Origin of the sequence: Serratia sp. CY56464 (assembly GCF_052168435.1) — a bacterium.
GTDB lineage: Bacteria > Pseudomonadota > Gammaproteobacteria > Enterobacterales > Enterobacteriaceae > Serratia > Serratia marcescens.
In genome coordinates, this window is the sequence record NZ_JBJNMV010000003.1 from 279,017 (window position 1) to 291,552 (window position 12,536).

11 protein-coding genes are annotated in these 12,536 nt (G+C 61.5%); 4 read left to right on the top strand and 7 right to left on the bottom strand.

All coding sequences use genetic code 11. The features are described 5' to 3' along the window. Positions 1–164: 164 nt before the first annotated feature. Complete coding sequence (locus ACJ8KE_RS17505; RefSeq protein WP_156866316.1) at positions 165–1,052, top strand: AraC family transcriptional regulator; 888 nt, start codon at positions 165–167, stop codon at positions 1,050–1,052. A gap of 7 nt (positions 1,053–1,059) precedes the next feature. Here the strand turns inward: ACJ8KE_RS17505 and ACJ8KE_RS17510 are convergent, their stop codons facing one another. Further along, complete coding sequence (locus tag ACJ8KE_RS17510; protein WP_079450160.1) at positions 1,060–2,088, bottom strand: zinc-dependent alcohol dehydrogenase family protein; 1,029 nt, start codon at positions 2,086–2,088, stop codon at positions 1,060–1,062. Between the two features lie 108 nt (positions 2,089–2,196). Between ACJ8KE_RS17510 and ACJ8KE_RS17515 the strand changes: the two genes are divergently transcribed. Continuing rightward, entirely contained in the window at positions 2,197–3,117 is a 921-nt protein-coding gene (locus tag ACJ8KE_RS17515; RefSeq protein WP_306376954.1) for a LysR family transcriptional regulator, read from the top strand. A gap of 10 nt (positions 3,118–3,127) precedes the next feature. Here the strand turns inward: ACJ8KE_RS17515 and ACJ8KE_RS17520 are convergent, their stop codons facing one another. Together ACJ8KE_RS17520 and metC are read right to left on the bottom strand one after the other, a co-directional pair. Then, positions 3,128–3,790 (bottom strand): DedA family protein, encoded by a 663-nt coding sequence (locus ACJ8KE_RS17520; protein WP_004937300.1) that lies wholly within the window; start codon positions 3,788–3,790, stop codon positions 3,128–3,130. A gap of 145 nt (positions 3,791–3,935) precedes the next feature. Next, positions 3,936–5,132 carry a cystathionine beta-lyase gene (metC, locus tag ACJ8KE_RS17525; RefSeq protein ID WP_306376953.1) on the bottom strand — a complete coding sequence of 399 codons (1,197 nt, stop codon included), beginning with the start codon at positions 5,130–5,132 and terminating at the stop codon, positions 3,936–3,938. Between the two features lie 431 nt (positions 5,133–5,563). Here metC and exbB point away from each other — a divergent pair, with 431 nt between their 5' ends. Then, positions 5,564–6,544: a tol-pal system-associated acyl-CoA thioesterase gene (gene exbB, locus ACJ8KE_RS17530; protein ID WP_072270933.1), complete on the top strand. Its 981-nt coding sequence runs from the start codon at positions 5,564–5,566 to the stop codon at positions 6,542–6,544. Positions 6,545–6,547: 3 nt separating this feature from the next. Then, positions 6,548–6,970: a TonB system transport protein ExbD gene (gene exbD / locus ACJ8KE_RS17535; RefSeq protein WP_004937307.1), complete on the top strand. Its 423-nt coding sequence runs from the start codon at positions 6,548–6,550 to the stop codon at positions 6,968–6,970. Between the two features lie 55 nt (positions 6,971–7,025). Here exbD and ACJ8KE_RS17540 read toward each other — a convergent pair whose 3' ends face one another. The 4 genes from ACJ8KE_RS17540 to ACJ8KE_RS17555 form a co-directional block, all read right to left on the bottom strand. Then, a complete protein-coding gene (locus ACJ8KE_RS17540) occupies positions 7,026–8,069 on the bottom strand; it encodes a LacI family DNA-binding transcriptional regulator (protein WP_016930122.1) in 1,044 nt (347 codons plus the stop codon). A gap of 21 nt (positions 8,070–8,090) precedes the next feature. Continuing rightward, positions 8,091–9,500, bottom strand: a complete 1,410-nt coding sequence (locus tag ACJ8KE_RS17545; protein WP_110147606.1) for a sucrose-6-phosphate hydrolase — start codon at positions 9,498–9,500, stop codon at positions 8,091–8,093. Next, positions 9,500–10,870 carry a sucrose-specific PTS transporter subunit IIBC gene (locus ACJ8KE_RS17550; RefSeq protein WP_033639379.1) on the bottom strand — a complete coding sequence of 457 codons (1,371 nt, stop codon included), beginning with the start codon at positions 10,868–10,870 and terminating at the stop codon, positions 9,500–9,502. Before ACJ8KE_RS17550 ends, ACJ8KE_RS17545 begins: the two co-directional genes overlap by 1 nt. Before the next feature lie 63 nt (positions 10,871–10,933). After that, on the bottom strand, positions 10,934–12,343 hold the full coding sequence (locus tag ACJ8KE_RS17555) for a carbohydrate porin (protein WP_442517331.1): 1,410 nt from the start codon (positions 12,341–12,343) through the stop codon (positions 10,934–10,936). Positions 12,344–12,536: the final 193 nt, after the last annotated feature.

Consider the following 12,536-nt stretch of genomic DNA (forward strand, 5'->3'; position numbering starts at 1 on the left):
TGTCAGGAACCGGGCGGCAACGCACAATGCACATTCCTGTTTGGTTCTTGCCTATTTCTACAAATGGCTGTAGAAATGGCGAGTTTTAAATTATGATTTATGCCGAATCGTTCTGACTGTAAGAGGGTGTTTCCGTGATTGAAATCGATGCGCTGCGCAGCCGCATGGCGCGCCAGGCGATGGCTATCGCCAGCGGCAACGGCTACACGCCGTCGCCGGTGCCGCGGGTGAAGATTTTGTATGTCGATCGCCACAGCCCGCGTCAGCCGGTGATGTATGAACCGGGGATCGTCATTGTTTTTCAGGGGCACAAGGTCGGCTATTGCGGCAATAAGAAGTTCCAATACGATCCGCGCAACTACCTGCTGATGACGGTGCCGCTGCCGTTTGAATGCGAAACCTTCGCCAGCCCGGAACTGCCGCTGGTTGGGTTGGCGGTCAATATCGATACCCAAATGCTGCAGGACTTGCTGATCGACATCGGCGATGACGACTACCTGATGCAACCGCGCGCGGAGAGCAACGGGGTGAACCTGGCGGAAATGACGGAAGAGTTGCTGTGCGCCACCGAGCGTCTGCTCGACGTGATGGCCAATCCGCTCGACGCCCGGGTGCTTGGGCCGCAGATCGTACGGGAGATTCTCTATTATGTGCTGCGCGGCGCCTGCGGCGCGTCGCTGCAGGAGTTGGTCAATCGGCATACCCACTTCAGCCAGATCGCCAAGGCGCTGCGGCGTATCGAACATCAGTATGCCGACAGCATCAACGTCGAGCAGTTGGCCAGCGAGGTCAACATGAGCGTCTCGGCGTTCCACCACAACTTCAAGGCGGTGACCAACACCTCGCCGCTGCAGTACGTGAAGTCGTACCGGCTGCATAAGGCGCGACTGTTGATGGTTCATGACGGTCTGAAGGCCAGCACGGCGGCGATCCGCGTCGGCTACGAAAGCGCGTCGCAGTTCAGCCGCGAGTTCAAACGGCTGTTCGGCATGACGCCGAGCGATGAAGTCGCCCGGCTGCGCGAGGCCAACCCGCTGTTGCTGGAGGGCTGAGCCGCATTTATGGGGTTAAGACGATCTTGCCGAATGGCCCGCGATCGAGGTGATCCAGCGCCTGCGGCAACTGATCGAAGCGGTATACCTGGTCGATCACTGGCTGCAGGTTGACGGCGTCCACGGCGCGCACCAGGTCTTCCAGCGCGCGGCGGTGGCCGACGCCGATGCCCTGAATCACTGCGGATTTTAATAGCAGCGGGCCGGCGGGGGCGGAAATTTCGTTGCCTTCCAGGATGCCTATTACCGAGATGCGTCCTCCCACCGCCACGGCGCGCACCGAATTGCCGAGGTTGGTGCCGCCCACGGTATCCACCACATGGTCGATGCCGCGATCCTGGGTCAGCTGATAGACCTTCTCCACCCAGTCGCCATGCAGGCGATTGATGCCGCGGTCGGCGCCCAGCGCCTTGGCGCGCGCCAATTTTTCGTCGCTGCCGGAAGTGACGTACACCTCGGCGCCGTGCGCTTTGGCGATCTGCAGCGCGAACAGCGCCACGCCGCCGGTGCCTTGCACCAATACCGAGTCGCCGGCGCGCAGCCTGCCTTGCTCCACCAGTGCGAACCAGGCGGTCAGCCCGGCGCACGGCAAGGTGCTGGCCTGAACATCGTCCAGCGACGCCGGCGCCGCCACCAGCCAATCTTCATGCACTATCACGTATTCCGCCAGCACGCCCTGATAAAAACCGCCGAGGGTGTGATAAGGCACCCGGCGCGCATCGCCGTAGGGTTTTTGCTCGCCGTCGAGCCAACCGGGGCTGAAGGTGGAAATGACGCGCGCGCCGGGCTGAAAGCGGCTGACGCCGGGGCCGATGGCATCGACCTCGCCGGCCATGTCCGAGGCGGGCGTGAACGGCTGCGGCAGCGTGAGCCCCATGCCGCTTTCAATCATCAATTTGTCACGGTAATTGAGTGAGACAGCCTTCACTTTCACTCTGATTTCGTGCGGCCCCGGCTGTGGGATGGCGCTTGCGCTCAGCTGCAGGTGCTCACGCCCCAGGGCGCTCATCGTCCAGCGTTGCATTGTATTGGTCATGATGTTCTCCAAAGTCAGCGATTAACAGACCTGCCGATAATATCGTTGATAGAGGTTCGCCAGTGGCGATAAGATTTCCGCAGATTGTTTCTTTCAGAGCGACAAATCATGAGCGATCGGTTGAGCGGCATTTCGGTATTCGTTACCGCCGTGGAGGCGGGCAGTTTTGCGTTGGCGGCCAGTCGGCTGCATCTTTCGCGTTCGGCGGTCGGCAAAACCATCGCCCGGCTGGAACAGCGGCTGGGGGTGCGGCTGTTTCATCGCACCACGCGCAGCCAGAGCCTGACCGACGACGGTGCGCTGTTTTATGAGCGCTGCCTGCGGGCGCTGGAGGAGATCCGTGGCGCGGAAACGCTGCTGGAGTCGGGGAAACGACAGGTCAGCGGCCGGCTGCGGGTGTCGATGCCGGTGCTGTTTGGCCGCATGTGCATTGCGCCGCTGCTGACCGAACTGACGCGCGAGCATCCTGGGTTGGAGCTGGAGCTGTCGTTCAGCGATCGGGTGGTGGACCTGATTGAGGACGGCTTCGATATGGCGATTCGCAACGGTACGCTGGCCAACAGCAGCGGCTTGGTGGCGCGCCGCATCGGCGATCACCGCATGGCGCTGTGCGCCTCGCCGGCCTATCTGCAGCGGTGCGGCGAACCGCACAGCATCGAGCAACTGGCGCAGCATGAGGCGGTGACCTATATGCGCGCCGGCGCGCGGCGCAGCTGGTTGGTATTGGATAGCGACGGCAAGCCGCAGGACGTGATGCCGAATAACCGGCTGCAAATGGACGACATGCAGGCGATTGCGGATGCGGCCACGGCGGGTTTCGGCATTGCCTGGCTGCCGTGCTGGCTGGTGCGTGAGCAGTTGTTGAGCGGGGCGCTGGTGCGCTTGCTGCGCGATCGGCCGGGCGCCGCCTTTGAAGCGCATGCGGTGTGGCCGCACACGCCCCACCTGCCGCTGAAGGTGCGGCTGGCGGTGGATACGCTGGTGAACAAACTGCCTGCCAGTCTGGCGTTGGTCGAGAAGGCGCTGTAGCGCGCCCGGTTCAGGAAGAGGCGGCGCGTTTTTTACGCCAGATCACCAGCATGGCGCCCAGCAGGCCGACGAACAGCAGCAGCAGCGGCAGCAGCATCAGGCCGGTCATCACCTGGCTTTCATAGCGTTTCACCAGAGGGATTTGGCTGAACGCGTAGCCGAGGCCGACCAGCGCGCAGACCCAGATCGCCGCGCTCAGCCAGTTGAACACCTGGAAGCGCGAGCTGTTGAGCCCGGAAATGCCGGCCATGGTCGGCAGCAGGGTGCGCACGAAACCGAGGAAGCGGCCGATCAGCAGCGCCGTCAGCCCGTGGCGGTTGAACAGGTTGTGCGCGCGCTGGTGGTACTGTGCCGGCAGTTGCAGCAGCCAGCTCTTCACCAGGCCGGTGTGGCCCAGCCAGCGGCCCTGGATATAGCTCAGCCAGCAGCCGAGGCCGGCGGCGGCGGTCAGTATCAGCAGAGTGGGGGCAAAGCCCATCACGCCTTTGGCGATCAGCGCGCCCGACAGCAGCAGCAGGCTGTCACCGGGAAGGAAGGAGGCGGGCAGCAGTCCGTTTTCCAAAAACAGAGTGGTGAAAAGTACGGCGTAAACCACCCAAATTACGCTTGGATCGGCGAGGGCGATGAAGTCCTGCTGCCAAAGCGCATGAATAATCTCTCGTAATACATCCATTTTATGTCCTGTTGCATGCCGGTTGCGCCCGGGGTCACGTTCTCCAGGATGCGGCGGTTACCGTATCTGACAGTTACCCGGTTAGTGTACCGCTAATAGCTTAAGCCGACATTAAACGAGACGAAGAAAATTATCGGAATCCGCCTTAGCGCACGCCGTTGAGGCGATCGAAGCCGGCCGCCAGATCGGCGATCAGGTCTTCGACGTTCTCCAGACCGATATGCAACCGCACCAGCGTGCCGGAAAAATCGACGCCGCCCGCCGGGCGGATCGCTTCCAGTTCTTCCGGCTGATTGGCCAGGATCAGCGACTCGAAGCCGCCCCAGGAGTAGGCCATGCTGAAGTGGCTGAAGTTGTCCAGGTAGGCGGCCAACTGCGCATCATCCAGCCGCTCTTTCAGCACGAAGGAGAACAGCCCGTTGCAGCCGCTGAAGTCGCGGCGATAGAACTCGTGGCCCTTGCAGCTGGGCAGGGCCGGGTGATTGACCGTCGCCACCTCCGGCCGTTCGGCCAGCCAGTTGGCGACCTCAATGCTGCTGCGTTCGTGCTGCTTCAGGCGCACGCTCAGGGTACGCAGGCCGCGGCTCGCCATGTAGGCGGTGTCGGCATCCACCATCTGCCCCATCAGATAGGAGTACTCGCGCAGTTGATCCCAACAGCGCGCGTTGGCGACGGCGGTGCCGAGCATGTAATCGGAATGGCCGATCAGGTATTTGGTGCCGGCCTGAATGGAGATATCGATGTCGAAATCCAACGCCTTGAACAGCACGCCCGCCGCCCAGGTATTGTCGATCATGATCACCACCTCCGGCGCCACGGCGCGAATGGACTGCACCATCGCCGGAATGTCCTGCACTTCCAGGGTGATGGAGCCGGGGGATTCCAGGAACACCACGCGGGTGTTGGGTTGGATCAACGTGGCGATATCGGCGCCGATCAGCGGATCGAAATAAGTGGTGCTGACGTTCATGCGGCCGAGGATATGGGTGCAGAAATCCTGGGTCGGTTCGTACGCCGAACCAGTGACCAGCAGGTGATCGCCGGCGCCGACGAACGACAGGATCGCATTGGCCACCGCCGCCGCGCCGCAGGGGTACAGCACGCAGCCGGCGCCGCCCTCCAGCTCCACCATCGCATCCTGCAGGGCGAAGTGGGTCAGGGTGCCGCGTCGGCCGTAAAACAGCTCGCCGTGGGCGCGTTGCGCGGTGGCGTGTTTTTTGGCAGCGACGGAGTCGAAGACCAAAGAAGAGGCGCGTTGCGTGACGGGATTGACGGAGCCCTGGGTGTAACGCTGGCTGCGGCCGGCGCCGATCAGCGTGGTTTCGATATGTTTTGACGTCATGGTACCTGGCTCACCTCTGGTTGCTCTGCACGTGCCCGTTTGCGATAGCCCTTACGTTAACATGAGTTAATATAGCCATCCAGACGTTTTAACTTCCAGATATAGAAACGGCTATAATTGTCTGTCGGGCGCGCATTTCTCGCCTCATCCTTCTGCCGTGGTGCGAGAGAGAAGCCCATTCATCGGTCAAGACGCCGTTCGGCAGCGCGGCGTTGTTGCGTCGTTGTGGGAGAAAAGTAACGAAATAACCCTATAAAAGGGGCAGTTGGCGGTGAACGGACGCAGATTGGCGCTTTATGGCGGGGCTGGCTAAAATTTTCTCGTTTATTTGGTAAATAATAATGAGAACTACTATCAATCCCCGGTTGGTTTGATATGATCGCACGCTGAATTATTCCTTAATTTTGATCGGTAATGGGTGGAGGCACAGCGTGAAAACGGCTGGCAAGAATTTAAATCAAGGATCGTTCGGCCAGGGCCGGGCGCAGTGGGGCAAGGCCTTCGGCCGCAGCCTGATGGCTTCTATGGTGCTGGTCGTGGGGCTGGCCGGCAGCGCGCAGGCCGCGCCGGCGAGCAATCCGGCCGTTGCCGAAAGCGTTGCGCCGACCACCGCGCCTGCACCTGCGGCAGCCGCCGCGCCGGAGAGCATCACGCCGGTGAATCCGGCGCCAACGATCCAGCCACCGGAAACCCGCGGCATGGACCTGTCCGTTTGGGGCATGTACCAGCACGCCGACGCGGTGGTGAAAGCGGTAATGATCGGCCTGGTGCTGGCCTCGATCGTGACCTGGACCATTCTGTTCTCCAAAGGCAGCGAACTGCTGCGCGCCAAGCGCCGTCTGCGCCGCGAGCAGTTGGCGCTGGCCGAAGCGCGCTCGCTGGATGAAGCCTCCGAGCTGGCGCAAAACTTCGCCCCGGAGAGCGTCAGCGCGGTATTGCTGAACGATGCGCAAAACGAGCTGGAGCTGTCTGCGGAATCCAACGACAACAACGGCATCAAAGAGCGCACCGGCTTCCGCCTCGAGCGCCGCGTGGCGGCCTACAGCCGCAACATGGGCCGCGGCAACGGCTTCCTCGCCACCATCGGCGCCATCTCGCCGTTCGTCGGCCTGTTCGGCACCGTGTGGGGCATCATGAACAGCTTCATCGGCATTGCCCATTCGCAGACCACCAACCTGGCGGTTGTGGCGCCGGGCATCGCGGAAGCGCTGCTGGCGACCGCGCTGGGCCTGGTGGCGGCGATCCCTGCCGTCGTTATCTACAACATCTTCGCCCGCGTCATCAGCGGCCATCGCGCCCAGGTGGGCGACGTGGCGGCGCAGGTCATGCTGCTGCAGGGCCGCGATCTGGATCTGGCCGCGACGGCGGAAGCCAAGCGCTCACAGCACGCGCACCAACTGCGGGCGGGGTGAGTCATGGCGATGCGCTTAAATGAAGATCTGGACGACAGCGGCGAACTGCATGAAATCAACGTGACGCCGTTTATCGACGTCATGTTGGTGCTGTTGATCATCTTTATGGTGGCCGCGCCGCTGGCAACGGTAGATATCCGCGTCGATCTGCCGGCTTCTTCCGCCAAGCCGCAGCCGCGGCCGGAAAAACCGGTGTTCCTGTCGGTGAAGGCCGACAAGCAGCTCTACGTCGGCGATCAGCCGGTGAATGCCGATCAGCTGACTTCGGTGCTGGATCAACGTACCCAGGCTAACAAAGAAACCACCATCTTCTTCCAGGCGGACAAGAGCGTGGACTATGAAACGCTGATGAGCGTGATGGACACCCTGCGTAAAGCCGGCTACCTGAAAGTGGGGCTGGTGGGCATGGAGGGCGCCGCCAAGTAGCGGCAGCAAAACGATAAAGGGCGCTCAGGCGCCCTTTTTTATTGATTCTGAGATATCACTCCCCGGCTAACAAAGCCCGGGAACCGGCATGACGCCAGTGGATACGGCCCGGCAGATAAAGCGCGCTCTGTTCCAGCGGCCGTTCGTCGATAAGCGCGGTGACTTGGTCGAAGCTATGTTGCGCCAGTGCCAGGCAGTCTTGCGCGACCGTGTCTATCTTCAGCGTCATGCAGTCGAACAGGTAGTGATCGTCGAAGCTGCACAGGTGAATGTCGCTCTCCATCAGCTGATGCTGAGTCAGATAACGCAATACGCCTTCCAGCAGGCCGCAGGCGGCGGTAAACAGCGCTTTAGGCGGACGCCCCAGCTGTGCGCACAGCTGAGCAAACATCTCATAACCTGAGCTGGGGTGATAGTTGCCGTTGATGATCCATTCCGGTTTGCATGTGATGCCGGCGCGCTCCAGGCCAAGCTGGAAGCCGGCGAGGCGATCGCGGGTCGGCGAAATGCGCGGCTGCCCGCCGAGAAAATAGATCTCATCCGGATGTTGGCGCGCGACCTTTTCCACCAGGTCAGCAGTCGAATTGACCGAATCGGTGATCACCAGCGGCAGTTCAGAGCCGGCGATCAGACGGTCCATCTGCACCACCGGCAGCCCGGCGTTGATCTTCTGGTATTCCGCGTCGTTCAACTGGCTGGAGGCGACGATCAAGCCATCCACCTGCCGCTGCACCAGACTGTTCACCGCCATCATCTCCTGCGCCGGGTTTTCATCGGTGCAGGCGATCAGCAGCTGCAGACCGGCTTCACGGCACAGCGTTTCCAGCTCGCGCGAAATCACCGCAAAGCCGTAGTTGGTCATCTCCGGCACCACCAGCCCCAGCGTGTGGCTGCGGTTGGAGCGCAAAGAGCGGGCGTGGATGCTGGGCTGATAATGGTGTTCGTGCGCCAGCGCCAGAACGCGATCGCGGGTGTCGTCGGACACCCGATATTCCTTGCTGCGGCCGTTCAGCACCAGGCTGGCGGTCGATTTCGACACCCCGGCCAGCGTGGCGATGTCACTGATGGTAATGCGTTTATTTTTTTTCACTGACGCCATCTGAAGTCATCGGAGGATGCGTCATTCTAGCATGCATGGCGTCAGCGGCCAGTATTCCAACGCCAGCGGCGCGCTCCCGCACAGCCGCAGTTGCGGCTCACCAGCCGGGAAGTAGCGCGCGCTCATCACCGCCTCGCCGCGGTTGATGAAAATTTCCACGCTGGAACGATCGAACAGCAGTTGCAGATGCGTGACCGAGCCGCGCCAGTAACGGTGCTCCGGCCGGCCGTCGGTCAGGGAAGTGCGCGTCAGCTGCAGCCTTTCGCCGTCCCAGTTCAGCGTCATCGCGTCGCCAAAGGTTGCGCTGAACGCGCCCTGCGGCGTCATTTGCAACTCCGCGGCCCCCAGCGCATAGGCGGGGGCGTCATCGGCGCGGCCTTGCCAGCCAGCTCGCTCACCGCGCAGCTGTTGCAGCTCGCGCGCCGGGCGCTGGTGGAGGCGGCCATGCCGCAGCGACAGCTCGCGCGGGCAGGTCATGGTGTGGATCCAGCCGTAACGGCGCGTCGGATGGGCTTCTTCATCTTGATCGGGCACGCCCATCCAGCCGAACAGCAGGCGGCGGCCATCTTCCGCCAGCGTCGTCTGCGGCGCGTAGAACTCGAAGCCGGCGTCCAGCTCGCGGAATTCGCCGTGGCTGAAGGCCGCCTGCCGGTAATCCAGCTTGCCGAGCAGATAGCCGGCCTGATAACGGTTGAGATAGCGTTCCGGCTGCGGCGCCAGCCCCTGCGGGCAGCAGATCAACACATCGGCGCCGTCCAGCGTGAACAGATCCGGGCACTCCCACATGTAGCCGAATTCCTCTAAGCCGTTCAGACCGGAACCGGCGATCTCGCCCAGCGATTGCCAGTCACGCAGATTGCTGGAACGAAACAGCAGCACCTTACCGCGATCCTGCAAGTCACGCGCGCCGAGCACCATGTACCAGTCATTTTGATGACGCCACACTTTCGGATCGCGTACGTGACCGCTGTAGCCCTCCGGCAGCGGCAGCACCGGCCCGAGCTTGCGGTATTCGCCCCGTTCGCTTTCCTGAGCCAGGCATTGGTAAGCGGTGCGTGAGCCGTCTGGGAATTTCACGTTGCCGGTGTAGATCAGCGTGATTTTGCCTTCCGCCGCCACCGCCGAGCCGGAGTAACAGCCGTGGCTGTCGTAACAGGCGCTGGGCGCCAGGGCGATTGGCTGGTGCTCCCAACGCAGCAAATCGGCCGACTGCCAGTGTCCCCAGCATTTGTTGCGATGATCGCAACCCAGCGGATTCCACTGATAAAACAGATGATAAACGCCGTTGTGCTGGATAAAGCCGTTGGGATCGTTCAGCAGGCCAACGCTGGGCGCCAGATGCCAGGCCGGGCGGTGCGGATCGCGCAGCGCGAGCGGCTGGCCGTTCATGACCGCCCGCATTGCCTGTTTGATTAAGCTGAGTTCTTCCATCATTGCGCGTCCGTTTTGTATTTCAGCAGCAGAGAGAGGACAAAGGCGCTGCCAAACGCGATCGCCAGACCGATGATATAGCTGACCAGAGAACTGGCCTGCACGATCGCCATGCCGGGGATCGCCGTCAGCCCGACCGCGTTCATGCCGACATGGTTGGCCACCACCCAGGCCCCGCCGAGCGCGCCGCCCGCCAGCGCCGCCAGAAACGGTTTCACGAAGCGCAGATTGATGCCGAACAGCGCCGCCTCGGTGATGCCGAGCATGGCGGAAAAGGCCGAAGGCACCGCAATGGCTTTGATTTTGGCGTCGCGGGTTTTGAAATAGACCGCCAGGCAGGCGCCGCCCTGAGCGATGTTGGCCATCGACCAGATCGGCAGCAGGAAGTTGACGCCGATAGTGGGGTTGCCGAGCAGCCCGGCCTCTACCGCGTGGAAACTGTGGTGGATGCCGGTAATGACGATAGCGGAATAGAGGCCGCCGAACAGCAACCCGGCGAACCACCCCGCATGAGCGATCAGCGTGCTGAGCACGAAGGAGATGCCGTCGCCCAGCGCACGGCCGGCGGGGCCGATAAACAGCAGGGCGACAAAGCCTGAGATCACCACCGTCAGGAACGGCGTCAGGATCAGATCGAGCGCGTTGGGGATCACCTTACGCAGACGTTTTTCCAACAGGCTCATGAACCACACCGTCAGCAGCACCGGAAATACCGTGCCCTGGTAGCCGATCATGGCGATGTCCAGACCGAAGAAATTCATGGTGTGGAACCCGCCGGCGACGCCCCAGGCATTGGTCAGCGCCGGATGCGTCAAAATGCCGCCGAGCGTGGCGCCCAGATAGGGATTGCCGCCGAATTCGCGTGCGGCGGTGAAACCGATCAGAATCGGCAGGATAATGAACGCCGCCGAGCTGAACATATCCAGCATGATGAACAGCGCGCTGTTGGCATCGGCCCAGCCGTAGGTTTTCACCATGCCGAGCAGCCCCATCAACAGGCCGGAAGCGACGATCGCCGGGATGATTGGCACGAAGATGTTCGACAGCAGGCGCGCGATGCGCTGCAGCGGGTTGAGCTTTTTCGCCGCGATATCGGCGGCTTCGGCCTTGCTGGATTCGCTGACGCCCGCCGCCTTGATGAATTCCGCATGCACCTTGTTGACCAGTCCGGTGCCGAAGATCACCTGGATCTGACCGGCGTTGCTGAAGCAGCCTTTAACGCCGTCCAGTTTGCCGATGGCCTCTTTGTCCACCTTGCTGTCGTCCACCAGCACCAGGCGCAGGCGCGTGGCGCAGTGGGCGGCGCTGGCGATGTTCTCTTTACCGCCGAGCAGCGGCAACAGCGCGTTGGCGGTTGCGGTAATGTCCATGTTGTCCCCTTGCTAAATAAAAATGCCGCCGCGCAGTTTGCGGCGCAGCGCCGTGAATCGATGTCAGAAGAAATACTTGAATCTGGCGCGCATGCCGTAACGCTGGTCGTTGTCGCCGTTGGCGATCTTGTTGGCGGCGTTGGCTTCCAGCAGCGACACATAGGCGCCTAAATACAGGTTGAAATTCTTCATATTCATAATGTTAGGTATCTGATACGACGCGTGAACGGTGTGGATGTCGTAGTTGCCCGGTTCGCTGAGCGGGTTGTGGATATCGGCGGCGATCCCGGCGGTATTGAACTCTTTGATATTGTTATGGGCATAGATATAACCCAGTTCGAAGCGCCGCCACAGCACGTTGACGCCGGCGGTGAAGTCTTGCTCGCCTGAGGCATCCAGATAGGCGGTGCTCAGGTTGGCCACCACGCCGTTATCCGGGTTGGCGGCGCTGTTGTTCCAACTCATCGTCATGCCGTAGCCGTTGCGCTTGGATTGGTCGACGAAGCGGCCCTGACTGTCCTGATAGCCGTAAGCGTTATTCACCACGTTGCTTTCCATCGCCGCCGCGATGCTGAAGGCGTCTTTCTTCCAGGCGATCACCGGGCGCAAATAGGCGACGTTTTTCTTATTTTCCAGCGCATTGCCGTGGTAGCTGTTGTCCTGGAACAGCGAGGTGCCGTCTTCCACCAGCGTGTTCAGTTCGAAATAGACATCCCCGGCGTATTTGCTCAGCATCAGGTTGCCGCCGCTGCTGCTGCGGCCGCGGCCTTCTTTCATCATGTAGATATAGCCGAAGCCGTCGGCGTACAGGTCGTTGGCGGTATTGCCGGAGTATTGAATGAAGGTGTCCTGATTCAGCGGGAACATGTCGTAGGCTTCGAAGCGGCCGATTTTGGTTTGCCAGTTCTTTTCATTGCCGAAGAAGAAAGCGGCGTCGTCCAGGTTCATTTTGCCGCTCATGTCCGCCAGCGGCTGGACGCTGAAGCCGGAGAAGTTGCCGTCCGGATTGCGGCGGTAGCCGTCCAGCCCGACCAGAATGCGGCCATTGATGTCCCAGCGCTCTTTGTTGCCGGGTTTCCAGTCCTTGTGGTCGCTGCCTTTCAGCGACGTCAGCTGGCCGCTGCGGCTGGCGCCGTCCAGATTGAACTCCACGTCGCCGTACAGTTTCAGATCGTTGAAACCGTTCAGTTTCAGCGCGCTGGTCGGAGAGGATTGCGTTTCAAGCGCGGCGGCGCGCTGCACGACCTGCGCGGTTTGCCTTTCGGTGCTGGCGGTGCGCAGTTCCAGCTGTTGCGCCCGGCGTTCCGCCGCGGTGGCGCGAGTTTCAGCCTGAGCGGCGCGCTGTTCCGCCTGCGCCAGGCGTTGTTCCAGCGCGTTGAGGCGCGCCTCGATGTCGCCGTCGCCGGAGGCTGCAGCGGCAGACGTGGAGAGGAAAAGCCCTGTTGTTATCGCCAAATAGCTGAGTTTTTTCATCATCGTCTATCATCCGGGAAGGGTTGTTATTATTTTTTGCTAAATTGCTAAACCGGTTTTTCATGGCGAAAGATAACGATCGAGGAGCGGACTGGCAATCAAGTTTGCTAACCCGATTCAGCTATTGTGATCGAGCGCGCAAATCGCGGGTTAAAAGACCACGGCGCCCAGGGGATCGCCGTGGATGCAGGGG

Coding starts and splice junctions, on each gene's coding strand:
- ACJ8KE_RS17505 (WP_156866316.1), top strand. CDS start 165: ATGGCGCGCCAGGCGATGGCTATCGCCAGCGGCAACGGCTACACGCCG.
- ACJ8KE_RS17510 (WP_079450160.1), bottom strand. CDS start 2,088: ATGACCAATACAATGCAACGCTGGACGATGAGCGCCCTGGGGCGTGAG.
- ACJ8KE_RS17515 (WP_306376954.1), top strand. CDS start 2,197: ATGAGCGATCGGTTGAGCGGCATTTCGGTATTCGTTACCGCCGTGGAG.
- ACJ8KE_RS17520 (WP_004937300.1), bottom strand. CDS start 3,790: ATGGATGTATTACGAGAGATTATTCATGCGCTTTGGCAGCAGGACTTC.
- metC (WP_306376953.1), bottom strand. CDS start 5,132: ATGACGTCAAAACATATCGAAACCACGCTGATCGGCGCCGGCCGCAGC.
- exbD (WP_004937307.1), top strand. CDS start 6,548: ATGGCGATGCGCTTAAATGAAGATCTGGACGACAGCGGCGAACTGCAT.
- ACJ8KE_RS17540 (WP_016930122.1), bottom strand. CDS start 8,069: ATGGCGTCAGTGAAAAAAAATAAACGCATTACCATCAGTGACATCGCC.
- ACJ8KE_RS17545 (WP_110147606.1), bottom strand. CDS start 9,500: ATGGAAGAACTCAGCTTAATCAAACAGGCAATGCGGGCGGTCATGAAC.
- ACJ8KE_RS17550 (WP_033639379.1), bottom strand. CDS start 10,870: ATGGACATTACCGCAACCGCCAACGCGCTGTTGCCGCTGCTCGGCGGT.
- ACJ8KE_RS17555 (WP_442517331.1), bottom strand. CDS start 12,343: ATGAAAAAACTCAGCTATTTGGCGATAACAACAGGGCTTTTCCTCTCC.